Origin of the sequence: Nitrincola lacisaponensis (assembly GCF_000691225.1) — a bacterium.
GTDB lineage: Bacteria > Pseudomonadota > Gammaproteobacteria > Pseudomonadales > Balneatricaceae > Nitrincola > Nitrincola lacisaponensis.
Map to the genome: position 1 here is coordinate 731,144 of NZ_JMSZ01000016.1, position 24,910 is coordinate 756,053.

Consider the following 24,910-nt stretch of genomic DNA (forward strand, 5'->3'; position numbering starts at 1 on the left):
GATCCGGTCATATAGATAAGGAAATCCCCATGCACCTTAAGTCCGTCAAACTCACCCATTTTCGAGGCTACCGCGCCACCACCGTCATTCCCATTGACGAAGCCATGACAGGAATCGTCGGTCGCAATGACGACGGCAAATCGACCATTCTCGAAGCTCTGGCGATCTTCTTTGGCAGCGGCGCTGTGATGGCGTATAAATACGGTAGGAAGGGCTTCAGCCTGGCTGTCGGCGTGGGGGTACTCATGACTTACTTAAAACTTTTGCCAAGAATTTGAATTAATTTTACTCATTACAGGGACTATCCATGAGCCACACAGACCAGTCTGCCGTTGCGATCAATGTTACCTTGCTGGAAAAAATCAACTTCGCCTGTCATCAGAGTGCGTTTTCGGTGCTGCGTGAGCTGATTATTTGCAATACGGGTGACGAGTGCGCGCTGGAGAACCTGGTTTTACGCATGGAGTCGTCTCCTGCCTTTGTGGCGGAAAAAAGCTGGAAAATTGATCGACTGAGCGCCGGTTCTGAATTGATGGTCAAAGATCGTGATATTCAGCTGGATGGCGGGTTCTTGCTGGGTTTAACCGAGTCAATGAAAGGAACTGTGCGGTTTTCGCTGGTGCAGAACGGGGAGGTTCTTTGCGAGCGCACACTGCCAGTGGAATTGTTGGCGCATAACGAGTGGGGCGGCAATCAGTATATGCCGGAGTTGTTAGCGGCATTTTGTACCCCTAATGATCCGGCTGTCGATCGCTTACTGGGCAAGGCCAGTCAGGTATTACGAAAGGCCGGTAAAACAGATTCAATTGATGGTTATCGCGGCGGTAACCGCCAGCGGGTATGGGAGTTGGCATCGGCTATTTATTCCGCCATAGTGCATCAGCAAATTGGCTACGCCTTACCGCCTTCCAGTTTTGAACATAATGGTCAGAAAATTCGCTCCCCCGGTGCCATAGACGAAAGCAAGGTGGCCACTTGCCTGGATACCACTCTGCTGTTTGCTGCGGCGTTTGAACAGGCCGCTTTGAATCCGATTGTAGTGCTCACTGAAGGACATGCCTTGGTGGGGCTGTGGTTAGAACCGGAAGATTTCAGCAGTGTGATGATCACTGATGCCGAGTTGCTCAGACAGCGGCTGGCCTTGAAAGAGCTGATTCTGATTGAAACGACATTAGCTACTCATCACCCATCAGTGCCTTTCTCGCAGGCTGTGCAGGCGGGTAATAAAACGGTTTCTCTGGATAACGATGAAAAATTTGTGGCCGCAGTGGATATTCGCAGAGCGCGTGACCACCGCATTAATCCGTTAGCACTGGTTGTTCAGCGTCGTAACGATACTTCCGGTGAGCTGGAAGAATCGATTGAACCTGCGTTTGAAGAAGCGCCACTGTTGCCGTCGTTTTCGGTGCCATTCCACGATGATGAAATGCCGGACACTGCTGCAGGTAGACTGGAGCGTTGGCAAAGCAAACTGCTGGATTTATCGGCGCGAAACCCGTTGCTGAATCATCGGCCAGGAAAAAGCAGTTTGTCGTTTGTTCACGCTAATCCTGCGGAACTGGAGGATATGCTGGCAGCCGGTGCCCGAATTACGATTTCGCCATTTCCAAAGCTGAACGGTGGTGATCAGGACGAAGAAATTTATAGCCAGCGCAGCGGTGACGATCTGAAAGAAAGTTACGCGCGCGATGCGCTGCAGAAAAAGCAGCTACTGGTTGATAGAAGCCCGGAGGAACTTGATAAATCGACCGTTGAGATTTATCGAAAAGCGCAGACTTCGTTGAAGGAAGGTGGCTCGAATACCTTGTTTCTGGCGATTGGCTTTTTGCTGTGGAAGCAGAATGAAAAAGATTCTAAGCGTTATCGTGCTCCGCTGATTCTGCTGCCGGTGACGCTTGAGCGTAAATCCGTTCGCAGTGGTATTAAGATTGCTGCCAGCGATGATGAACCCAGATTCAATACAACGCTGCTGGAAATGCTGAAGAAGGACTTTGGTATTGAGTTGCGTGGTTTGCATGGGGCTTTACCCGAAGATGCCAGCGGCGTTGATGTTGAGGGTATATGGCATCAGGTGCGTCTGGCGATTAAAGATGTGCCGGGCTTTGAAGTGATTGAAGAGGTGGTGCTGGGACATTTTTCATTTGCCAAGTATTTGATGTGGAAAGATCTGGTCGATCGTGCAGATGCTTTGCGTGAAAATCCGGTTGTTCGACATTTGCTTGATACCCCCAGAGAACCTTACGAAAGTGATATTCGTTTTGTGGATGCCGATCATATTGATCGTGATTATGCGCCGTCGGATTTGCTTACGCCGCTGCCTGCCGATTCTTCACAGATGGCGGCAGTAGCGACCGCTGATCGTGGCAAGGATTTCGTTATTATCGGGCCGCCTGGCACGGGTAAAAGTCAGACCATCAGTAACCTGATTGCCCATATGTTGGGTAAAGGTAAAAAGGTGTTGTTTGTTTCAGAAAAAACGGCAGCACTGGAGGTGGTTCATCGCCGTCTGAAAGACATTGGTCTGGGTAATTTCTGTCTTGAGTTACATTCCAATAAGGCACGTAAAGCTGATGTTCTGGATCAGTTACGTTCTTCCTGGACTCAGGCTGGCAAGTCATCGGCAGAAGAATGGCAGAGCGAGGCTTTACGCCTGAAATCGTTACGGGATCGGTTGAATACGCTGGTAAATAGCTTGCATCAGCGTTATGCCAATGGTCTTACCCCACATTACGCCATGGGCGTGAGCATTCGTGATAAAGACTTAGCCGCTAAAGCAGAGTTCAGTTGGAGCTCTGCCAACGTGCATACGCAGGATGATCTGAACCGATTGCGTGACGTGGCCGAAACGCTACAAATTCAGGCGCTGGCGATTGGTGATGTATGCCAGCATGAGTTGGCCTCGATTGATCATTCGGTTTGGACGCCGCAGTGGCAAGAGAGGCTGGTCGCGCAGGTGCAGCAGCTCGATCGCTCGGCAATTACTTTGGATAAGCGCTTTTCGGAGTTGCTGGCAGCATTAGGGCTTGATATCCGGGTTCGGGAATTTGAGCGTTTGTATGCTTTAAGGGAGCTGGGTCAGGTATTGCTGGACTCTTACCGGCAATCTTCGTCTTTCGCTCTGGAGCCCGATGGGGTAGACCGTCTTGAGGCGATGGAATCCGTCATCCGGTTGCTGAAGGATTATGTGAAAGCTCAGGCTGGCTTGAGCTGTCAGTACGCATCGCGTGCCTGGCAAAACCTCGATCCGATTCAATTGGAGCAGCGCTGGCAGGATGCCAACGCTATGTGGTGGCCTAAGCGCTGGTTTGTCAAACGAGCATTGATTAAGCAGACCGTGCAAGCCGGCGCAAAGGGCAAGCCCGATCTCAGTGTGGATATAGAGCTGCTGAAGCAGATGAAGTCATCGGCCGAGAAAATTGATCAGCTGGAGAATATGCTTGCCGGACTGAAAGGATGGCAATCCTACGAGACTGATCCCGATGCATTAAGTCAGCTGCAACTGTTGGGTGCCCGTGCCCGTAATGCCGTGGGTAAGTTAGCCGACGATGCAGAAATGCTGATGGCCTTCAGAAGCCGGATTAGAACCTTGCTGTACGATGGTAATGATCTGTTAGCTGCCGATGCTCCGGTAGGTCGTAGTGTGTTGGCGTTCATAGAAGAGTTGACACGATTCGATGACTTGAAAAATCAGGTCGAACAGTTGGCTGGTGCATCGGTATGGTCAAACCTGGATAAATCTGAATCTCTTTTACCTGCTATTTCTGTATGGTGCCAACGTATCTGCAGTCAGCAACAGTCATTACGTGACTGGTGTGCCTGGGTTCGTCGGCGTAATGAAGCAATTGATTTGCAGCTTGGCTCATTGGTTTCCGGCATTGAACAGGGACTTGTTGCTGCTGAGGATATTCGCGATACCTTTGAGGCTGCTTACTGTCAATGGTGGTCGAAAGCCGTTATTGGTGAAAACAGTTTGCTGAGTTCATTTTCGTCTGCAGAACACGAAGCCGCCATCCAGTCTTTCCGCGAGCTGGATACTCGTTTTAGCCGACTCACTGCTGAGTACATTGCCGCTAAGTTGTCCGGCCAGATTCCGGATCAGGATGATGTGCAAAAAAGTTCTTCATGGGGAACTTTGCGCCACGAATTGCAGAAGAAAACCAAGCATAAGCCGGTACGCGAGATGTTGGAACTCATGCCTGATGTGGTGACGACTCTTGCTCCTTGTTTAATGATGTCGCCGTTGTCCATTGCTCAGTTCCTGTCGGCTGATCAAGCGCTATTTGATGTGGTGATTTTTGATGAGGCATCGCAAATCACCGTTTGGGATGCCGTTGGTGCTTTGGCCCGAGGTAAACAGGTGATTGTTGCCGGTGATCCGAAGCAGATGCCTCCTACCAATTTCTTCGCTCGTGCTGACAGTGATCCGGATGGTGATTTGGATAGCGAAGGCGATTTGGAAAGTATCCTGGATGAACTGATTGGTGCCAGCATTCCATCCCGTGTGCTGAATCTCCATTACCGCTCTCGTCGTGAGAGTCTGATTGCCTTTTCAAACAGTCGTTACTATGACAATTCGCTGGTGACATTCCCGGCGCCTGTTCATCCGGATAAAGGGGTTCGGTTGGAAAAACCTGATGGCTTTTATGCGAGAGGTAAAGCCCGGCATAACCAAGGTGAGGCAAAAGCGATTGTTGCGGAAATTCTTAGCCGCCTGACGTCATCAGACGAAAACGTCCGTAACCAGTCGATAGGTGTCGTAACCTTTAATACCGAGCAACAAAGTCTAATTGAAGACTTACTGGATAAGGCACGTTCCGGTGATCCGTCGATTGAATGGGCATTTTCGGAAGAGCATTCACTGGAGCCGGTTTTTGTGAAGAATCTGGAATCGGTTCAGGGGGATGAGCGTGATGTCATTTTGTTCAGCATTACTTATGGCCCGGATGAAGCTGGCCATGTCACGATGAATTTTGGTCCGCTTAACCGAACTGGCGGTGAGCGTCGATTGAACGTTGCAATGACGCGAGCGCGTTCTGAAATGGTGGTATTTTCAACCTTATCTCCAGACCAGATTAACCTGGCTCGTACCAAGGCGACGGCTGTGGCTGATCTGAAGCATTTCCTTGAATATGCAGAGCGTGGCGCTCCTGCGCTTGGTGCAGCGGTGCATGGTTCGTTGGGGGACTTTGAATCACCGTTTGAAATTGCAGTTGCAAGGGGCTTGCAGCAAAAAGGCTGGACAGTTCATCCGCAAGTGGGGGTTTCGGCTTATCGGATTGATCTTGGCGTTGTGCATCCGGATATTCCCGGGATTTACCTGTCTGGTGTGGAGTGTGATGGTGCGATGTATCACAGTTCAGCTTATGCCAGAGAACGCGACAAGATTCGTCAGCAAGTTCTGGAAGGCTTGGGTTGGCATATGGTGCGAGTCTGGTCGACTAACTGGTGGGTAAATCAGAAGTACGAAATCGATTTGTTACATACAAAACTTACTGAACGTTTGGCTGATGATCGCAAACGCCGTGAGGATCAGAAAGGCGTTAAGTCTCCTGGTGATGTGGTGGCTTCAGATACTCAAGAAGCACAGATAGAACCTAGGGCAATTGGTACGCAAATTGCGGGAATGGTTGCCGCTTCTGTATCCGAGCATCCGTTAGAGAACAACTCAGAGTCTGGAGCTATTGAAAGCTATAGGGTTATGGATTTTTCAGGCTATACCATGGATCCTGCCCAGTTTTATGAAGACAGTTACGACGCTTCTTTACAGGAAATGATTAGGGGGGTAATCAATACAGAAGGCCCGATTCATGAATTACTGCTTTTACAACGTATTGCCAGAGCGCACTCTTTCAAGCGTGCAGGAACAAAGATGCTTGACCGAGTGAATCAGCTAGCCTCTGCTCATTGTGAATTGAGTGAAGAGAGCACAGGTAAGTTCTGGTGGCCACAAGGGATTGGTGAGAAAGGCAAGGAGCGATATGCCCGGATAAGTAATCGCCCAGAAGAAGCGTCCAAACCCGAATGGGTTTGCGACACTGAAGTACGAAATATCATCAGGGTCAAAGGGCTGGATAATGATCTGGTTGGATTGTGTCGGGTGCTTGGTATTCAGCGACTGACAGCCAATGTGAAAGAGCGTCTCGATGCGCTGCTACAAATGGAGGACGCGTTTTAGGTTATGCCATTCCCCATCGAAGACAAACTCGTTATCGCCGTATCGTCCAGTGCGCTGTTTGATCTGTCGGAATCCGACAAGGTATTCCGCGAGCAGGGTCCGGCAGCTTATAAACAGTTTCAGGAAGATCAGTTAAATACCGTGCTGAGCACGGGGGTAGCGTTTCCGTTTATTCGTCGCTTTCTGGCGTTTAATCAGTATTTTCCCAATGAAAGCCCGGTCGAGGTGGTGCTGCTGTCGCGTAATTCCACGGCCACTGGGCGCCGTGTGTTCCGCTCCATCGCTCACTATGGGCTGGATATAACCCGCGCAGCGTTCACGGGTGGTGCATCGCCCTTTCCCTATATTCCTGCGTTTAATGCTTCATTGTTCTTATCAGGCAATGAAGAGGATGTGCGTTCCGCGGTATCGGCAGGGTCGCCGGCGGGCTTATTGTTACCCGGTGCTGTAACCGATCAGCAGGATGATAAAGAGCTTCGCATCGCATTCGACTTTGACGGTGTATTGGCCGACGACGAAGCAGAAACCGTGTTCAAACAGGAAGGGTTAGAGCGCTTCCATGAATACGAAGCACTGCACGCCGAGAAAGAACATAACCCGGGCTTGTTGGCGGATTTATTTCGTAAGCTGTCGAAGCTGCAGGAACTGGAAGACAGGCTACGTGCTAAAAACCCGGATTATCAGCGTTTGCTGCGTACGGCGATTATTACCGCCCGCAATGCACCTGCCCACGAACGCGTAATTACCACATTGAAGAGCTGGGGCGTTGAAGCCAACGAAACCTTTTTCCTGGGTGGCATGGATAAGCGCCGGATCTTGAATGTACTCAAGCCACATATTTTCTTCGATGATCAGCTGGACCACCTTCAAGCCAAAGACCTGGCCATGGTTCATGTGCCGTTTGGTGTCGCTAATAATGATAAGAAAAGTAGTAGTGAGTTGTTACAAAAGTAAGGAAAATTATTCTTCGAGTGGACATTTCATGGAGGAAAAGCAGTGCCTATCCAACAGCAAAGCTACGGCCTAGAAAGCATCATTCTGCATAATTCGTTCAGCCAGGTAAAAGGACGAACCATCAAGATTGATTGCCGCGAACGAACCGATGTAGGGGGCGTAAACGGTGCAGGTAAAACATCCATCTTGTCGTTAGTGCCTGCGTTTTATGGCGAAGAGCCTGAGCGCCTTGTCACCAAAGCTTCTGGCAAGCTGTTTGCCTGACTGCAGTCATTATCAGACCTGCCAAGGTACACCTTGGCGTGCTGATAAAAAGCTCAATTTAAGCGTTAACTAAACGGTTCATTTATTCTGCACTTCAGCAGGTATATTCGGTAACATCAGTGATCAGAATTCGAAGCCGCATTGCAGGAAGTGTCCAATGAACAGCGATAGCCTTATTTTATCTCAGCTTAGCGAAACCGGCGTTTTACGTTTAACGCTTAATGATGAATCGCGTCGTAATGCCTTGTCTGAAGCGATGCTGAATCAGCTTCAGAAGGTGATCAGTGATGTGTCTGAAGACCCGCAAGTTCGCGTCGTGATTCTGGCTGCCTCGGGGCCTGCCTTTTGTGCAGGGCATAACCTGAAAGAGATGACGGCGGGACGCGCGGCTGAAGATCAGGGGCGCGCTTACTTTGCCCGGATCATGCAGCTCTGCTCGTCGGTGATGCAATCCATTGTGAATTGTCCGAAGCCCATTATTGCCGAGGTAAAGGGTATTGCCACTGCAGCCGGGTGTCAGTTGGTAGCAAGTTGTGACCTTGCTGTCGCGTCCACGGAGGCAAAATTCAGTACACCGGGTGTGCATATTGGACTTTTCTGCTCAACGCCCATGGTAGCTCTATCAAGGAATTTATCTAATAAACACGCCATGGAAATGCTGTTGTTAGGTGACATGGTTTCGGCTGAGCGTGCTGCTGAGATGGGGCTGGTTAATCGTGTTGTTCCTGAAGGGGTGTTACAGCAGGTGACACAAGACATGGCGGATAGAATTGCATCTAAATCCAGTAAAACCCTGGCGATTGGAAAGCGAGCTTTCTATGTTCAGCGTGAAATGTCTCTGTCGGATGCCTATGAATATGCCTCGGCTGTAATGGTAGACAATATGCTTGAAAGTGACGCTCAAGAGGGCATCCGTGCATTTATGGAGAAGCGTGAGCCGAAATGGCAGGACTGACTAGCCCTGTGTATGGCTGGCAGTCTTGCTCATGGCGTAAAAAACAAACGCTACCACTCGGGAGGTAGCTCAATAAACTCAACATCATCTCCCGGTACTTTGGGAAACCGGCCTTGCTGCCAGTCCTGTTTCGCTTGAGCAATTCGCTCTTTACGGCTGGACACGAAGTTCCACTCCATAAAGCGTTTGCCTATGGATTCACCACCGATCAGCGCTATACGGCTTGGCGCGCTGGCGGTGATGCTGATGTTATCGGCAGTTTTCAATATGACCAGCTGGTGTTCCTGTATCTGGTTATCCTGCAGTGCTATTTGACCTGATACCAGGTAGAGCCCGCGCTCTTCTGAGTCAGGTAAAATAAGACTTTGGCCAGCTTGCAGTTCGGCTTCAAGGTACAGGGTTTCATAGAAGGTTTTGACAGGTGAAGTCAGGCCATAGGCTGAACCGATCAGTACTCGCACCGGAACGTCATTGATCCGGGTGGCCGGGATGCTGGTTGCTGGATAGTGGAAAAATGCGGGTTCCATTTCTTCATCCGCTTCCGGTAGTGCCATCCAGAGTTGCAAGCCGTGTAACCGATGCTGCTGAGCGGTGACTTCCGGACGCTCGCGTTCGGAATGCACGATGCCTTTTCCTGCTACCATCAGGTTAATCGCTCCCGGGGTGATAGGTTGACAGCTGCCGAGGGAGTCTCGATGCAGTATTTCACCTTCAAACAGGTAGGTCACAGTAGCCAGGTTGATATGAGGATGTGGCCGAACATTGATACCAGTGCCTGCGGTAAACTCGGCCGCACCCATTTCATCAAAGAACAGCCATGGACCTACGCTACGTTTTTGACGCACAGGCAGACATCGACGTACAGAAAAGCCGCCTAAATCCGTGTCTTTGGGTTCTATGATTAGCTCGATGGCTGCACAGCCCTGCTGGATCTTGCAGTCTGACTCTAATTGCGTGTCTTGAGTACTCATGGAAGCCTCTTTCTGTGATGGACGGTTAGTCTGGCCACTATTTAAATTTAGGAGCCGATCTCGGGTAAATCAAACCACAGCGCGCGTACCGGTTCTGTACCCGCCTGAACGCTGAGTTCCTGTATGCCGGATAATTTGATGCCATCACCTGCTGTGAGCCTGTTGCCAGCCAGTTCCAGCTCGCCGTCAATCAGATGCAGGTAATAGCAGCGATGGGCCAGGGTGGGGATCAAGCAGGTGTCCTGCACAGGCAAGATCAATTGTGAAAGACTGGCATCCTGTTTGATTTTCAGGGTTCCATTGCGTCCATCTGGTGTTATGACCGTGGTTAATCCAGATTTTTCATCAAAGTGTTTTTGCTGATACTCTGGTTCTCCATCGAGCTGATTGGGCTCGATCCAGATTTGTAAGAACGCCAGTTTGTCCTGTTGGCTGGCATTGTACTCGCTATGATAAATGCCTCGTCCTGCACTCATGAGCTGAAACTCTCCTGCCGGCAGTACCTTTTGATTACCTGCAGAGTCTCTGTGAGCAATGGCACCGTTCAGCACGTAGCTGATAATTTCCATATTGCGATGGCCATGCGTTTCAAATCCGGCACCGGGCGCTACCTTGTCATCATTGATCACCCTGAGTTTGGAAAAACCCATCTGCCTGGGATTGTAATAGTGTCCAAAGGAAAAGGTATGGCGACTGTTGAGCCAGCCAAAACTGGCACGACCACGTTCATGACTGCGAATGATTTCAAGCATGTCGTACTCCTGAGTTGTTACCTGTTCCTTTTACTTTAGCCTGAGTTAATGAATGATTATATTGGATAAAAATGATCGAATTGTTCGCTAATATGAATCATTAAGATTGCCCTGCACAGCATACAGTGCAGGGCTGTCATTACTTACCGGCAGTCAGCGTTGTAAAGCTGTTTATCAGGTTTCGGTAATCGGGGATATGATTTGAGAAGAGCTGTCCAAGTCCTTCTACATCATTACGCCAGTCTCTGTGTAGCTCGCATGCAACACCAAACCAGGTCATTAGCTGGGCGCCTGCATCGGACATGCGTTGCCATGCAGAATCTCGGGTCAATTCATTGAATGTTCCTGAGGCATCTGTAACCACAAAGACATCATAGCCTTCGGCAAGCGCGGACAGAGTTGGAAATGCAACGCAAACCTCCGTTACAACTCCGGCGATAATTAATTGTTTCTTGCCTGTGGCTTTGATAGCGGCAACAAACTCCTCATTGTCCCATGCGTTGATTTGGCCTGGACGTGCAATAAACGGGGCATCCGAGAATTGTTCTTTCAACTCGGGGACTAATGGACCATTGGGACCATCTTCAAAGCTGGTGGTGAGAATGGTTGGAAGCTTGAAATATGCTGCCAAATCGGCAAGAGCCAATACATTGTTTTTGAATTTATCCGGATCGATGTCTCGAACCAGTGATAGCAGGCCGGTTTGATGATCAACCAGCAGAACAGCTGCGTTGTCTTTATCCAGACGAATATAGGGCTTGCTCATGATGTTCTCCTTTAGTTTGTAGTTGTAGTGTGCCGGCAGTGGGTTATTAGCATGTATGGAACAATTCAAGTCTAAATAAAGAATAAAAGTGCGCTAGACTGCAAAAATGTATTGCAGCGTTTCATATCTGGAACGATGGAGGGATGATGCAGGATTTAAATGATCTTTATTACTTTGTGCAGGTGGTTGAGCATCAGGGGTTTGCACCTGCAGGACGCGCTCTGGGCATTGCCAAGTCCAAGCTCAGTCGTCGTGTTGCACTTCTGGAAGAGCGCTTGGGTGTGCGGCTATTACAGCGCTCCAGTAGGCGTTTTCAAGTTACAGATGTAGGCCTGCATTATCTGGAGCATTGTCGAGCCATGATGGTTGAGGCTGAGGCTGCTCAACTGGCAATTGATCAGGCCAGAGCTGAACCCTGTGGCAATATTCGGTTAACGTGTCCGGTTGGATTGCTGCACTTTCATGTGGCCGATATGTTGGCTGAGTTTATGTTGCTATACCCCAAAGTGACCGTACATCTGGAGGCGACGAATCGCCGTGTTGACTTGCTTGCCGAAGGTGTGGATTTAGCACTCAGGGTGAGGCCGTTACCATTAGAAAGTAGTGATTTGGTATTGAGGGTATTGTCGGACCGGGGACAGTGTCTGGTTGTGAGCCCTGAACTGCTTGAGCGACAGGGAGGGTTTCCGGTAAAGCCAGATGATCTGTGTATATGGCCCAGTATGAGTCGAGCAAATGCCGAAGAGCAGCATCAGTGGTATTTACAGCATAGTGATGGAAGGCTGTTAAAATTACCTTTCAGGCCACGTTATACCACTACGGATATGCTGGCGCTCAAGACCGCTGCTATGGCGGGTGTTGGTGTGGTTCAGCTGCCGTTATTGATGGTGCAGAAAGAGTTTGATGCTAAGCGCCTGATCCACTTGCTGCCTGAGTGGGAGCCTCGACGTGAAGTTATTCATCTGGTTTTTCCTTCTCGCCGGGGAATGTTGCCAGCAATCCGGGCACTGATCGACTTTCTGGTCGAGCGTTATGCTCGAATAATGGAACAGTAGCGCTGCAGATATATTATTCTATTTAATAGATCGTTTTGATTCTAAATATCCAATTTTTTGATTCATAGAGACGCTCTAAGCTTACCCTATCGATCACTGACTGAGGCTTGCTCAAGCAGGACGACATCATCCAAATAGATAGAGGGTAAAACCATGGCTAATGCAATGACATTGTTGAATAAAGTGACAGCTACCAATGCAGGTTGGGGAGCTTTGATGCTGCGGGTTCCGATCGGAATTATTTTTGCTGCGCATGGGGCGCAAAAACTGTTCGGCTGGTTTGGGGGTTACGGCTTGGCGGGAACGGGCGGCTGGATGGAAAGCATTGGGCTGGCTCCAGGGGTATTGATGGCCTTTTTAGCCGGAGCGGCAGAGTTTTTTGGTGGTATTGCACTGATTCTGGGAGTATTGACGCGTCCGGCCGCAGCGGTGTTGGCGATCACAATGCTGGTGGCAATTTTTGCGGTACATTTTGAGAACGGCCTTTTCATGAGTAACAATGGTTATGAGTTTGGTTTGGCACTGATGGCTGCCAGTGTGTCTCTGGCATTCAGTGGTGCCGGCAGGGCGTCTGTTGATGCGGTGCTGGCCCGGATGCATTAAACCGACTTGTGTATCGACCCGGCTCAGGCCGGGTTTTATTCTGTGTTGAGTTCAGGAGAAAAGCATGGCGCGTTCAACGCTGGAGCAGTGGCGAATGTTTAAGGCCGTAGCCGAGCATGGTGGTTTTCATCAGGCCGCTGAGGCTGTTTTCAAGAGTCAGTCCAGTATTCATCATGCTGTGCATAAGCTTGAAGATGTGTTGGGCGTTCAGTTGTTTCAGGTCGAAGGACGTAAAACCCATTTGAGTGCCGCCGGTCAGCAACTGCTGAGGCGTATCAATTTCTTGCTGGCAGAAGCTGAGCGAATGGAGCAGGTGGCTCTGAATCTGCAGGCAGGAGTGGAGTCAACACTGAGCATTGCTGTAGATGATGCATTTCCTCGGGATATTTTGTATCAGACGCTGAGCGCTGTATCGCATGAGTATCCGTTGATTCGGATTGACCTGATGGAGACGGTACTCTCCGGTGCAAATGAATTGTTGGCGCAGGGAAAGGTTGAAATTGCGGTTTCGCCTTTTACCTTGGCAGATAATCTCAGTGAGGATATTTGCCAGGTTGAGTTTATCGCTGTGGCAGGGAGTGAGCATCCGTTGAATCAATTGGGGCGTGAGCTGACGCTGGAGGATTTGAAAAGCTGCCGTCAGATTGTGTTGCGCGATTCAGGAAAAGCACGTGATAAAGAGCATGGCTGGCTGGGATCTGAACAGCGTTGGACTGTGAGTCATGTGGGGACTTCTATCGAGTTGTTGTTGAAGCAGCTTGGTTTTGCCTGGTTGCCACACCATGCCGTGAAACCCTATCTGGACAAGGGACAGCTAAAAGCGCTGGTGTTGCCACGGGGGAATTGTCGCAGCTCGACTTTTTATCTGAATTTTAATGATGCGGATACTCTGGGACCGGTAGCCCGTACATTCCTCGGGCATTTGCGTTATTTAACGCAGGATTAGGTGATTGGGAATGCTTTTTCGATTTGGCTGTTCCCGGTCCATTTGCCATACAGACAGAACGTGACGATACTGCTGATTGATAACTTTCAGGCCACCGGTTTAAGTTAACTGAGCAGGAAGAGCGAATTTGAACAGCTCAAGCAGACTGTTTAGCTATATGCGTCGACAATTCACAACCACGCAAAGTATGTTTATGCGTGGTGCGAGTGTAGCCTGCTTTCTCCTGTTGGTTCAGTTAGGCGGATTGGGTGAACGCCTTGGCTTTAGTGAATATGACGTTTTGAGTGTTTTGACTGCAGTACCGCCACCTTCACAAGGCGTGGTCATCATTGGCATTGATGATCCCTCTTTTCTCGAGCTCGATCTGTCTCCTCCTTTACCTCGCCGTTTGTATGCTCAACTGATTGAGGCGGTAGTAGAGGCTGATGCAAAGAGCCTGGGGATCGATCTGCTGTTTTCCGAGCCTCAAGGTCCGGATGACGACCTCCGGATGGAGCAGGCGTTATTTGCTGCAGATAAACAAGGGATAGCGGTTGTATTGGCTGGTGCCAGGGTTGAGGTGACTTCAACACAGGTGCAGTCTTACACACAGCACCTTTTGCCCATTTATGCAGATGTTCCGGTTGGTTATGTGAATCACCTGGCGGATGTGGACAGGGTGGTGCGGCGTATTTCCACTGATACACACAGCTTTTGGCATCAGGTCACTGAGTTATCCGGAGTGGAGTATTGGCCACCGCCACCCGGAGCTCGGCTTCGCTATTATGCTCCAGAGGTTGACCTGGACTATGTGCAGTTTACCCAGGCATTGTTCCCTGATAAAAATCTGCCGCCGAATGCCTTCCGGGACAGGCTGCTGTTACTGGGTGTTAATACTCCGGTTTCAGGAGTAGACCGTTTTCCAACCCCCTTTGGTGACCATGAAATTGCCGGTGTGGCGCTACATGCGACAGCCATAAACAATGCGTTATTCAATGACTGGATTGCAACACAACCACTTTGGGTGACGCTGGTCTCCACCACTCTTGTGTTGCTGGCCCTGATGATCGCTACCCGGCAGTGGAAGCCGGGACATGCTGCATGGGTGTTGCTCTGTAGTCTTGTTCTGCTCTGTGCTGGTGTCATTTGGCAGTTTTATCTGGGCTGGTGGTGGTTGCTTTGGCCATCCGTATTGGGAGCCATTTTTCTGTATAACTATGATGCAGCCACAAATTACTGGGTTGAGTGGCGGCGTAAGGAGCAGCTGCGCGAGCTTTTTTCAAGCTATGTTCCCTCTGCAATTGTAGACCAGTTGACTCAGCAACACATGGCACCGGTTACCAGTGGAGAGAAACGCGAGTTGACTATTTTGTTTGCAGATTTGGCTGGGTTCACCGCTGCGAATGAAGTCATGAGTCCAGATGAAGTGGCGACTGCATTGAATGAATATTTTTCAGTGATGACACAGGTAATACATGGGCAGGGTGGAACGCTGGACAAATTTATTGGTGATGCTGTGATGGCGTTCTGGAACGCGCCTTTGGATCAGCCGGATCATGCTAACAGGGCTTTGGCGAGTGCTTGCGACATGCAGCGTGCCATGGATGAGTTAAGAAAGCATTGGTATGGTACGCCTTTTGAAAACATTAAGTTACGTGTTGGTTTGCATACAGGAGAAGCCTCTGTCGGCAATATGGGCTCCAAGGCACGCTTCACCTATACGGCTGTAGGGGATAGTGTGAATACCGCTGCGCGGCTGGAAGGGGCCAATAAGGTGATGGGCAGTGATATTTTGCTGTCGAAATCCACTGTAGAGCAGCTGAGAGGTGATAATCTGCCACCCCTTGCCTGGTTAGACCGCTTGCGGGTTGCAGGGAAACATGACGCTATCGATGTGTTTACGCCTGTTCAAGATCCACTTCTGGCAGAGACTTCCAGGGCAGTATTAGACTATTTGATACGGGGTGAACTAGATCCCGCACTAAAAGCCTGCCAATTCTTGTGTATACTCATGGAACAGCAACAATCAGCTTTACTACCTCAAACTGAACGAATATTTGCACGTCTTCAGGGATTACAGGGGAGTATAAATACCGGCAGGGGTGCCTCCAGGCAGACGATTGACTTTAGTTTTAGCATCGGTAAATGAGCAGTAACACCGATAAGTCCTTCGGAGGTGTTCTATGCAGTTTAAACCAGTGGCTTCAGCACTGTCCTTCTATAGTTTACTGCTGTTGTTTAGCCCATCTCTGAGTGCTGACCCTGCTGCTGAAATTATCAGCCTGTCTGGTCAGGGCGAAACACGCTCATCAGAGTCACTCGCTTGGTCTGCTGCCGTTATTTCACAGCAGCTAAATGCAGGTGCTGATGTGCGTACACTCAGTTATTCGTCTGCGGCACTACTTCTGGCAGATCAGACACAGCTACGTATGAATGCTAATGCTCAGATCCGACTGCAGGAAACAGGCACGGAAAAAACCCGGCTACAACTGGTTGTTGGTCGATTATGGTCACGAACCAAAAGGGCTTCTGGAGCTCTGGAGCTGGAAACACCTGCAGCTTTGGCTGTGGTGCGTGGTACGGATTGGGATGTTCAGGTGGATGCTGAAGGGCGCACGACCCTCTCGGTACTCACAGGCCTGATAGAGGTGTCTAATGATTATGGTCGTGTTGAGGTAGGACCCTCTGAAGAAGCCTATGTGGAGCCGGGCCAGGCCCCGGTAAAACGTTTGCTTATCAATCCCCAGGAACGTGTGCAGTGGGTGATGGCTAATCCCATTGATCCCGAGAGATACCGGGAGTTTTCGGTATCATCCAGTGATCAGCCTTTGCTGCAGATACGTGAGCTGATTGGTGATCATGCGCTTGAGCAGGCTCATGTGCTCCTGGAGGGCTTGGCCGAGCAGGAGATGTATAGTGTGCCTGTTGGGTTGATGCTGGCTGATTTTGAGCTCTATTCAGGTGAGTTCGAACAGGCCCAGAATCGTCTGTATCACCTGTGGAATACCTATCAGGACCCCCGCGTGGCAGCTCGACGGGCTGATGTCTTGATCGCTCAGGATCGTATGGTTGTGGCACGTGACTTTCTGGATCAGGCTTTATCCGTGATGCCTGACTCAGCCGAGTTACGCTTGGCCAGTGCCAACTGGTGGCGGTTGCAGGGAGATGTAGCTCAGGCACTGGCCGGTTATCGATCGGCCATTGAGTTGGCCGTCTCGCCCTCTACACAAGCGGCTGCATATCATGGTCTGGGGCGCGCTGAGATGGAGCGAGGCGATTTGAGACAGGCGCGTGAAGCGCTGGCTACCTCAGTTGAGCTTGCTCCGGAAAATGCGGAATATATCGGGGAGTTGGCATTAGAGTCCACCTTGTCTTACCGGCTGTCGGAAGCAGACCGTCACTATGCATCTGCTTTGACACTGGCGGAGGATGATTATGTCAGCCTTGCGGGTAGTGGTTTGCTGGCATTGCAGCGTGGCGATACAGGCGTTGCTCAGGCGCAATTATTAAAAGCGGTCACTATTGAGCCACGTTTTGCACGCGGGCAAGTCTGGCTCGCCGTAGCCGAGTTTCAGTTAGGTAATCGGGCGGCTGCACTGGATTCTCTGAACCGGGCGATTCAGGCGGACCCCAATGACCCGCTTCCCTGGCAAATCCGTTCAGTAATAGAGAATGATATGGGAAGACCGGTGGATGCCATCAACTCTGCCAGAGAGTCCCTGATCCGCTTGCCTTACCTTAAATCACTCAATCAACTGGCCAACGATAGTCAGGGCTCTGCCAACCTGGGAAAGGCATTTGGTGATTTTGGTCTGGAACATTGGGCAAGAGCCTATGCAGAGGCGTCGAGTCATCCCTTGTGGGCGGGCAGTCATTTTTTTATGGCAAACCGTCTCGACAGTGACTTTGGCCGGCGTTCAGAGCTTTTTAAGGGTTATCTGGCAGATCCTATGGTGTTTGGTGCAGGCTCAGCAACGCCTACGCTCTTTGCTCGCCCCGGGCGTCATGTTGAGCTTGAATCGTTGTTCTGGCGCTCGGAGGCACGTGATGATGTGAGTGTTAGCGGAACTGTTCGCGGTTTAAACGCAGAACCTTTCAGGTCGGCCTGGTTGCTTCAGGCCCAAGGGCTGTATATGGACCCCAGGGAAAGCGATACCCTTGACGGGTATGAGTTACGTGAAGGTGGACTGGTCGCAGCGCTCGGGTTGAAGCCGACGGAAGAGCTGGGCGTGTTCTTGTTGCACAATGAAAGTAAATCGCGCCTGCGCTTTCCTGAACCGGTTTATCTGGGTGGTTTTTCGTTCTTTTATAAGCCGGAATATTACCATTTGCGCAGAACTGATGCGGGCGCTAGTTACCGTTGGAGCCCCGATTCTCAGACATCGCTGAAAATCAGCCATGCTGACTTTGATGTGGATACAGAGTTGTTTGATTTTCTATATGGTCCGCAGGATCGGCGCTACCAGGCGACTGAAACAGGTGCGCATGTGCAACATACCCATTTAATCAATGAGCATCGTTTAAATCTGGGTATCGAAAGTATCACCGCGAAAGGAGATGCCTCACTGGGTGACAGCCTGTTCCGCAATGATCAGCTGGCACGACAAGAGTATCGTATGGCGTGGCTGGCGGGTGAGTGGCGTTATGATGACTGGAGTGTGTATACCGAAGGTTACTGGCCCCGGTTTAAATTTGAGTTTTCCGATCGTGCCGTTGATCCCACCACGGGTAATCAGTTTGCGCCAGCTATCGAGTTTGATGACCGCTCATCGCCGGACTTTCTGCCACGCGTGGGAGTGACCCGGCGCTTTGGTGCAGGGAATGCATTGCATCTCGGTTACCTGGAAACGCTACAGGCTCCCGGAAACCATACGTTATCACCGGTCATGATGGGTGGAATACCCATAGATCATCAGTTTTTGTTACCGGGTAGTCATGCACGTAAAACGGCGGTTCGGCTGAATATGGAGTTGAATCCCCGTATGTTTCTGTCACTGGAAGCACAGCAACAGAAAATTTCCAATCCAAGGGATGCTACAGGTCGACTGTTTGCGCAGCGCCTGAATCCGATCCCGGATACGATCACCCGTATCGGGCCCAGAGAGTTTGTGGGTGGTGCACGCATACTCAGTTACGATACCCGTCCACTTTTCGGAAGAGGAGAGATACAGCGCATCAGTATGGGGTTAGATACTATTCTGACCGATAACCTGGCATTAATGACCCACTATGCGCATACCGAAAGTAAAAATGAGGAGGCTGCTTTTTACGGTAATCGCCTGCCCGGTTTTGCCCGGCATGATGTGGCGACGCTGGCGACGTATCATCATGGTGAGCGTAACTACACGATCGTGGGCGCGCGCTATCTGGGTGGGCATTTTCTGGATGAAGCCAATCAGTCCTGGCGAAAGGGGAGTGGCTCTTTCTCCATTGGACACAGTCGTGAAAACTTTCACAGAGACTGGCGTTTTGATATTGGTGCTGTGGGTCTGGCTCAGCGTGATCAGGACCCTGAGTATTTTGTCAAACTCTTTAAACGCTGGTAACGCGGTATAACTTGTCGTGGTATCCAGCAGTCTGAATCATGCGTTTGACATGACTCAGACTGCTTGGGCAGGAATGGCTCAGCAGAGCTGGTCCAGCTTCTGCTTCAAGAGACCCTGGACCTGGCCTGGGTTGGCTTTGCCCTGTGTCAGTTTCATCACCTGGCCCATAAAGAAGCCCAGCATTTTGCCACGTTTATCAGGCTCTGCCGCGATATACTGGTCAACCTGAGGCGTGCATTGGGCAATCACTTGATCAATTGCCGCTTCGATGGCGCCTGAGTCATTGACCTGTTTGAGGCCTTTGGCTTCTATGATGCTGTCGGCTGTGCCGCCTTCGTTCCAGAGCAGTTCAAAGACATTTTTACCGATTTTGCCGGTAATGGTGTCATCCTGGATTCGTTGAATCAGCCCTGCAAGCTGTTGAGCACTGACGGGTGATGCACTGATACTGAGGTCTGCCTGATTGAGGAAGCGTGCCAGTTCGCCGGTAATCCAGTTGGCCGACAGTTTGGCATCTCCTGTCAGGGTGACAACCTCTTCAAAGTAATCCGCCTGAGCGCGCTCGGATGCCAGTACGCCTGCATCGTAGTCAGACAGGCTGTATTGGTCGATAAAGCGCTGGCGGCGTGCATCTGGCAGCTCGGGCAGCTGTTCACGGATCGTTTCAATATAGGCATCATCAATGATTACCGGCAGAAGGTCCGGGCAAGGGAAGTAGCGGTAGTCATTGGCTTCTTCCTTGGACCGCATGCTGCGGGTTTCATTACGGTCCGGATCATAGAGGCGGGTTTCCTGTACCACTCTGCCACCGTCTTCGATCAAGTCGATCTGGCGGGCTACTTCAGTCTCAATCGCCCGTTCGATAAAGCGGAAAGAGTTGATGTTTTTCAGTTCAGTACGGGTGCCCAGTGCCTCCTGGCCTTTGGGGCGAATCGAGACGTTACAGTCGCAGCGCATGGAGCCTTCGGCCATATTGCCATCACAAATGCCCAGCGTGGTGACTATGGCGTGAATTTTCCGGGCATAGGCCGCGGCTTCCTTGGCGCTGCGCATATCCGGTTCAGACACGATTTCGACCAGTGGTGTGCCAGCGCGGTTCAGGTCGATACCGCTCATGCCATGAAAGTCTTCATGCAGGGACTTGCCTGCATCTTCTTCCAGGTGGGCATGATGGATGCGTACCCGTCGGCTGCTGCCATCTTCCAGTTGGATATCCACATGGCCCGTTCCAACTATGGGTTCAGCCAGCTGTGTGGTTTGATAGCCTTTGGGCAGGTCGGGGTAAAAATAGTTTTTGCGTTCAAAAACAGAGCGTTTACCTATCTCTGCATCAATCGCCAGGCCAAACATGATGGCCATGCGCAGGGCGTTCTCATTGAAAACCGGCAGCGTGCCCGGCAGTGCCAGATCGACAGCGCAGGCCTGGGTGTTGGGTTCAGCGCCAAAGGCGGTGCTGGCACCAGAGAAAATTTTTGTCTGGGTGGCGAGCTGGACATGGATTTCCAGCCCGATAACAACTTCCCATTCCATCTTGATTAGTCCTCGCTCAGGTTGGCTGGGGTGTGTTGATGCCAGTCCGTGACCTGCTGGTATTGGTGTGCAATGTTCAGTAACCGGGCTTCATCAAAGTAGTTGCCGATCAACTGCAGGCCAACGGGCAAGTGGCCCGAGAAGCCGCAGGGGATCGACATGCCAGGCAGTCCTGCCAGGTTGAGTGACAGGGTAAAGACGTCTTCCATGTACATGGACACCGGGTCGCTGTTTTTCTCGCCCAGGGGGAAGGCTGCGCAAGGAGTGACGGGTGCCATAATGACATCGACATCCTGCAATACTCGTACAAAGTCCTGCTGAATCAGGCGACGGATCTGCTGTGCTTTGCGATAGTAGGCATCGTAAAAGCCTTCAGACAGGGCATAGGTACCGACCATGATGCGGCGTTTGACTTCAGTACCAAAGCCTTCTTCGCGGGTGCGCTTGTAGAGGTCTTCAAGGTCCTTCGGTGCAGCGCAGCGATGGCCGTAGCGCACACCATCAAAGCGTGACAGGTTGGATGAGGCCTCAGCCGGTGCCAGAATGTAGTAGGCCGGGATGCTTAGCTGGGTATTGGGTAGGCTGACTTCTTTGACCTGGGCACCCATTTTTTCAAATTCGGCAACAGCTTCACGTACGCGTTGCAGAATTTCCGGGTCGGTGCCTTCAGCGAAGTACTCTTTTGGCAAGCCGATACGCAAGCCCGAAAGGCTGTTGTTCAGGCTGGCACGGTAGTCAGGTACTGGGTGCACTGCGCAGGTTGAATCCAGCGGGTCTTCGCCCGCCATGGCTTGCAGCAGCAGTGCTGCATCCTCAGCGCTGCGTGTCATGGGACCTGCCTGATCGAAGGAAGAGGCGTAGGCGATCATGCCATAGCGTGAAATGCGGCCATAGGTGGGTTTGAGCCCGGTAATGCCACACAGTGCGGCAGGCTGGCGGATTGAGCCACCGGTATCTGAGCCTGTGGCTGCAGGTACCAGTCGTGCGGCAACAGCAGCGGCAGAGCCACCGGATGAGCCGCCGGGCACACGCTGTGAATCCCAGGGATTGCGCGCCGGGCCATAGTAACTGGATTCATTGGATGAGCCCATGGCGAACTCGTCCATATTGGTCTTGCCCAGCGTTACCATGCCTGCCTGATTCAGACGTTCAACCAGAGTGGCGTTGTAGGGTGATACAAAGTTGTCCAGCATGCGGGAACCACAGCTGGTACGAATGCCTTGGGTACAAAACAGATCTTTATGTGCAACAGGCAGACCGGTTAAGGGCGTTGCATGTCCCGCGGCACGGCTGGCATCTGCGGCTTTTGCCTGCAGCAGGGCCTGCTCCTCTGACAGGGTAATAAAACTGTTGTACTGGCTATCCAGGCGCTTGATGCGCTCAAGGAGCGCTTGTGTCAGCTCCAGGCTGCTGAATTGGCCTTGGCTCAGAGCCTGTGATAGCTCGCTGAGAGTCAGGTTAAACATCAGTGGTTTCCTTGGGGTAGAGGGGCATCAATCATTCAATGACTTTGGGGACCAGAAACAGTCCATCTTCGACAGCGGGCGCACAGGCCTGCAAGCTGTCACGCTGATTGGCTTCGGTCACGACATCGCTGCGCAGGCGTTGTACCGCATCCAGCGGATGGGCCAGCGGTTCGATTCCGTCCGTTGGGGTGGCCTGCATCTGGTCAATCAGACTGAGAATGCTGTTCAGACTCTCGGTATACTCCGGAATTTCCGGTTCATGAATGGCCAGGCGGGCCAGATGTGCGATGCGTTCCACATCAGATCGGTCCAGAGACATAAAGCAATTTCTCACATTCGGCTTGAAAAAATAGTCTATCCTGCATAAGTTAACACATTTGTTCCTTGCTCAAAATCCCTGCCATTGTTAGAGTTACAGCCTTTCAGGATTATCGGCCAAACGGGCAAATCTCAGGTACTCATTCACATGTTTAAGAAATTCAGAGGGCTTTTTTCAAGCGACCTTTCCATCGACCTCGGTACGGCGAATACACTGATTTACGTCCGGGATCGCGATATTGTTCTTAATGAACCATCGGTCGTAGCCATCCGAACGGTAGGGAACCAGAAAACAGTGGCGGCTGTTGGTACCGAAGCCAAGCGTATGCTGGGACGTACACCAGGTAATATTACTGCGATCCGTCCGATGAAGGACGGTGTGATCGCAGATTTTCACGTTACTGAAAAAATGTTGCAGTATTTTATCAGCAAGGTACACGACAACAGCTTTATGACGCCCAGTCCCCGTGTGCTGGTCTGCGTACCCTGTAAATCCACCCAGGTTGAGCGGCGTGCGATTCGTGAGTCGGCTATCGGTGCCGGTGCGCGTGAGGTGTATCTGATCGAAGAGCCGATGGCCGCGGCGATTGGTGCCGGACTGCCTGTGGATGAAGCGACAGGCTCCATGGTGGTGGATATTGGTGGTGGTACAACTGAAATTGCGGTTATCTCGCTGAACGGTATTGTCTACGCAGAATCTGTTCGGGTTGGTGGCGATCGCTTTGATGAATCCATCGTGACCTATGTACGCCGTAACTACGGTAGCTTGATTGGTGATGCTACGGCTGAACGTATCAAGCAGGAAGTCGGAACAGCCTATCCCAGTAATGAAGTGCTGGAAATCGATGTGCGTGGTCGTAACCTGGCTGAGGGGATTCCACGTAGCTTTACCCTCAACTCGAATGAAATTCTGGAAGCCCTGCAAGAACCTTTGTCTGCGATTATTCAGGCAGTCAAAAGTGCTCTGGAAGGCTGTCCGCCGGAGTTGGCATCTGATATTGCCGAGCATGGCATCGTACTGACCGGTGGTGGTGCATTGCTGCGTAATATTGATCGCCTGATCAGTGAAGAGACTGGCCTGCCAGTGATTATGGCAGAAGATCCGTTGACCTGTGTGGCGCGTGGCGGTGGTCGGGCACTGGAAATGCTGGACAAGCATTCCTTCGAGATTCTGACAAACGAGTAATTCATGCCCAGCTGGCCCTTGCTGTTATTGAATCGGATGTCTCTGCTATTGCAGCAGCGGGAGGTGTCCGATTAATCCTATTTTTAAGGGGCGTAATCCCCGGTTTCTGTTTGTTTTCCTGTTGGTGCTGACCCTGGGGCTGATCACGGCTGATTTGAATTGGCCGAAGATGAAAGAAGGGCGGATGTATCTGTCGTTGCTGGTAACACCGTTGCAATGGCTGGTGGATATTCCCTCGCGTGCCGCTGATAGCCTGTCTGATCTGTTTGTCGATCGTGCTGCCTTGATTCGTGATAATGAACAGCTGCGCGCAGAGGCGCTGGAGCTGCACCGCAAGTCTTTGCGTATGGAGTCGCTGGCAGAGGAAAACCGACAGCTGCGCGAGCTGTTGAATGCCCAGCAGCGTCTGGAACCTGAGGTCAGAGCGGTCGAGTTGATTGGTATCAACCCGGATCCGTTTTTACATGAAGTGATTCTGAATCGGGGTTCAGAGGATGGCTTGAAAATAGGCCAGCCTGTCATTGATGCCGGCGGTATTATGGGGCAAGTGCTTTCACTGGCCCATTATACCAGTCGTGTGATGCTGATTACGGACGCCCGTACCGCTATTCCGGTTGAGGTCAATCGCAGCGGTTTTCGTAGTATTGCGCTGGGTAAGGGGGTGTTGAATGAGCTGGAACTCAGTCATGTGCCCAGTACCGCCGATATTGAAGAAGGTGACCTGCTGGTGACGTCCGGATTGGGTGGCCGCTTCCCACGAGGCTATCCAGTGGCAGTGGTTGAAGAGATTATTCGTGATCCGGGCCGTCCTTTCCTGTTGGTAAAAGCACGTCCCTCGGCACGACTGGATCGCAGTCGACAACTGTTGCTGATTGACTACTCGGAGGCTCATACGACTCAGTCCATGGCATCTGAAACAGATGCTGTAGTTGAGGAGCCTTAAGCAGCATGCGGCATGATGCAACTCAGGGTGGCTCCCTGATCATCTTTGCGACCTTTTTGCTGGGACTGGTACTTAGCCAGATACCACTGCCTGATTTTTTGCTTTGGTATCGTCCCGAGTGGGTGGCGCTGGTGTTAATCTACTGGGTATTGATGTTGCCGCATCGTGTGGGCCTGGTGAGCGCTTTCTCGATTGGCATCCTGCTGGATATTATCCGTGGCAGTGTGCTGGGATTGAATGCGCTTTCACTGACGCTAATCGCTTATCTGGTGTTGTTGCTGTACAAGCGCCTGCGCATGTTCCCTCTATGGCAACAGTCGATGATGGTGATGGTACTGGTGGGCGTGAATCAGCTGCTGTTCTTCTGGATGCAGGGCATTACCGGTACAACGGCAGGTGGGTTGCAATTTATGTTGCCTTCATTGATCAGTGCGTTACTCTGGCCCTGGGTCTATGTTGTCTTGCATGGTGTACGCAGAACCTTCCGAATAGAGTGAACCA

General features: G+C 51.1%; 19 protein-coding genes. 13 read left to right on the top strand and 6 right to left on the bottom strand.

Annotated elements, in window-relative coordinates; translation table 11 throughout:
• The first annotated feature begins 29 nt into the window (after positions 1–29).
• The 5 genes from ADINL_RS16545 to ADINL_RS06740 all read left to right on the top strand — a co-directional run bounded on the left by ADINL_RS16545 (position 30) and on the right by ADINL_RS06740 (position 8,348).
• Positions 30–278, top strand: coding sequence for an AAA family ATPase (locus tag ADINL_RS16545; RefSeq protein ID WP_036545119.1), 249 nt, complete (start codon positions 30–32; stop codon positions 276–278).
• 29 nt (positions 279–307) lie between these two features.
• Positions 308–6,175, top strand: coding sequence for a DUF3320 domain-containing protein (locus ADINL_RS06725; protein WP_036545122.1), 5,868 nt, complete (start codon positions 308–310; stop codon positions 6,173–6,175).
• Positions 6,176–6,178: 3 nt separating this feature from the next.
• Positions 6,179–7,129, top strand: a complete 951-nt coding sequence (locus ADINL_RS06730; protein ID WP_036545124.1) for a 5'-nucleotidase — start codon at positions 6,179–6,181, stop codon at positions 7,127–7,129.
• Between the two features lie 42 nt (positions 7,130–7,171).
• The gene (locus ADINL_RS06735; protein ID WP_036545127.1) at positions 7,172–7,393 is read left to right on the top strand and encodes an ATP-binding protein; all 222 of its coding nucleotides are present in this window, start codon (positions 7,172–7,174) and stop codon (positions 7,391–7,393) included.
• A gap of 157 nt (positions 7,394–7,550) precedes the next feature.
• Positions 7,551–8,348: an enoyl-CoA hydratase gene (locus ADINL_RS06740; RefSeq protein WP_036545129.1), complete on the top strand. Its 798-nt coding sequence runs from the start codon at positions 7,551–7,553 to the stop codon at positions 8,346–8,348.
• A 50-nt stretch (positions 8,349–8,398) separates the two neighbouring features.
• On the opposite strand, the gene ADINL_RS06745 is transcribed toward ADINL_RS06740, so the two are convergent.
• From ADINL_RS06745 to ycaC, 3 genes are all read right to left on the bottom strand, one after another.
• Positions 8,399–9,319, bottom strand: coding sequence for a pirin family protein (locus ADINL_RS06745; protein ID WP_036545130.1), 921 nt, complete (start codon positions 9,317–9,319; stop codon positions 8,399–8,401).
• A 47-nt stretch (positions 9,320–9,366) separates the two neighbouring features.
• Positions 9,367–10,071 carry a pirin family protein gene (locus ADINL_RS06750; protein ID WP_036545132.1) on the bottom strand — a complete coding sequence of 235 codons (705 nt, stop codon included), beginning with the start codon at positions 10,069–10,071 and terminating at the stop codon, positions 9,367–9,369.
• 139 nt (positions 10,072–10,210) lie between these two features.
• A complete protein-coding gene (gene ycaC, locus ADINL_RS06755; RefSeq protein ID WP_036545134.1) occupies positions 10,211–10,837 on the bottom strand; it encodes an isochorismate family cysteine hydrolase YcaC in 627 nt (208 codons plus the stop codon).
• 146 nt (positions 10,838–10,983) lie between these two features.
• Between ycaC and ADINL_RS06760 the strand changes: the two genes are divergently transcribed.
• The 5 genes from ADINL_RS06760 to ADINL_RS06780 all read left to right on the top strand — a co-directional run bounded on the left by ADINL_RS06760 (position 10,984) and on the right by ADINL_RS06780 (position 18,966).
• Positions 10,984–11,892, top strand: a complete 909-nt coding sequence (locus tag ADINL_RS06760; RefSeq protein WP_036545137.1) for a LysR family transcriptional regulator — start codon at positions 10,984–10,986, stop codon at positions 11,890–11,892.
• Positions 11,893–12,045: 153 nt separating this feature from the next.
• Complete coding sequence (locus ADINL_RS06765; RefSeq protein ID WP_036545139.1) at positions 12,046–12,495, top strand: DoxX family protein; 450 nt, start codon at positions 12,046–12,048, stop codon at positions 12,493–12,495.
• Between the two features lie 64 nt (positions 12,496–12,559).
• Entirely contained in the window at positions 12,560–13,441 is an 882-nt protein-coding gene (locus ADINL_RS06770; RefSeq protein ID WP_036545141.1) for a LysR family transcriptional regulator, read from the top strand.
• 157 nt (positions 13,442–13,598) lie between these two features.
• Complete coding sequence (locus ADINL_RS06775; RefSeq protein WP_152547622.1) at positions 13,599–15,569, top strand: adenylate/guanylate cyclase domain-containing protein; 1,971 nt, start codon at positions 13,599–13,601, stop codon at positions 15,567–15,569.
• Positions 15,570–15,603: 34 nt separating this feature from the next.
• Positions 15,604–18,966, top strand: a complete 3,363-nt coding sequence (locus ADINL_RS06780) for a FecR domain-containing protein (RefSeq protein ID WP_036545147.1) — start codon at positions 15,604–15,606, stop codon at positions 18,964–18,966.
• A gap of 78 nt (positions 18,967–19,044) precedes the next feature.
• On the opposite strand, the gene gatB is transcribed toward ADINL_RS06780, so the two are convergent.
• Genes gatB through gatC form a run of 3 tightly spaced genes read right to left on the bottom strand, consistent with a single transcriptional unit; the run spans position 19,045 to position 22,281 of the window.
• The gene (gene gatB, locus ADINL_RS06785; protein ID WP_036545149.1) at positions 19,045–20,496 is read right to left on the bottom strand and encodes an Asp-tRNA(Asn)/Glu-tRNA(Gln) amidotransferase subunit GatB; all 1,452 of its coding nucleotides are present in this window, start codon (positions 20,494–20,496) and stop codon (positions 19,045–19,047) included.
• Positions 20,497–20,501: 5 nt separating this feature from the next.
• Positions 20,502–21,962, bottom strand: coding sequence for an Asp-tRNA(Asn)/Glu-tRNA(Gln) amidotransferase subunit GatA (gene gatA, locus ADINL_RS06790; RefSeq protein WP_036545152.1), 1,461 nt, complete (start codon positions 21,960–21,962; stop codon positions 20,502–20,504).
• A gap of 31 nt (positions 21,963–21,993) precedes the next feature.
• Complete coding sequence (gatC, locus tag ADINL_RS06795; RefSeq protein ID WP_036545155.1) at positions 21,994–22,281, bottom strand: Asp-tRNA(Asn)/Glu-tRNA(Gln) amidotransferase subunit GatC; 288 nt, start codon at positions 22,279–22,281, stop codon at positions 21,994–21,996.
• A 147-nt stretch (positions 22,282–22,428) separates the two neighbouring features.
• Between gatC and ADINL_RS06800 the strand changes: the two genes are divergently transcribed.
• The 3 genes from ADINL_RS06800 to mreD all read left to right on the top strand — a co-directional run bounded on the left by ADINL_RS06800 (position 22,429) and on the right by mreD (position 24,906).
• Positions 22,429–23,466, top strand: a complete 1,038-nt coding sequence (locus tag ADINL_RS06800) for a rod shape-determining protein (RefSeq protein WP_036545157.1) — start codon at positions 22,429–22,431, stop codon at positions 23,464–23,466.
• A 121-nt stretch (positions 23,467–23,587) separates the two neighbouring features.
• Complete coding sequence (mreC, locus tag ADINL_RS06805) at positions 23,588–24,409, top strand: rod shape-determining protein MreC (RefSeq protein WP_275574402.1); 822 nt, start codon at positions 23,588–23,590, stop codon at positions 24,407–24,409.
• 5 nt (positions 24,410–24,414) lie between these two features.
• Entirely contained in the window at positions 24,415–24,906 is a 492-nt protein-coding gene (gene mreD, locus ADINL_RS06810; RefSeq protein ID WP_036545160.1) for a rod shape-determining protein MreD, read from the top strand.
• Positions 24,907–24,910 lie beyond the last annotated feature (4 nt).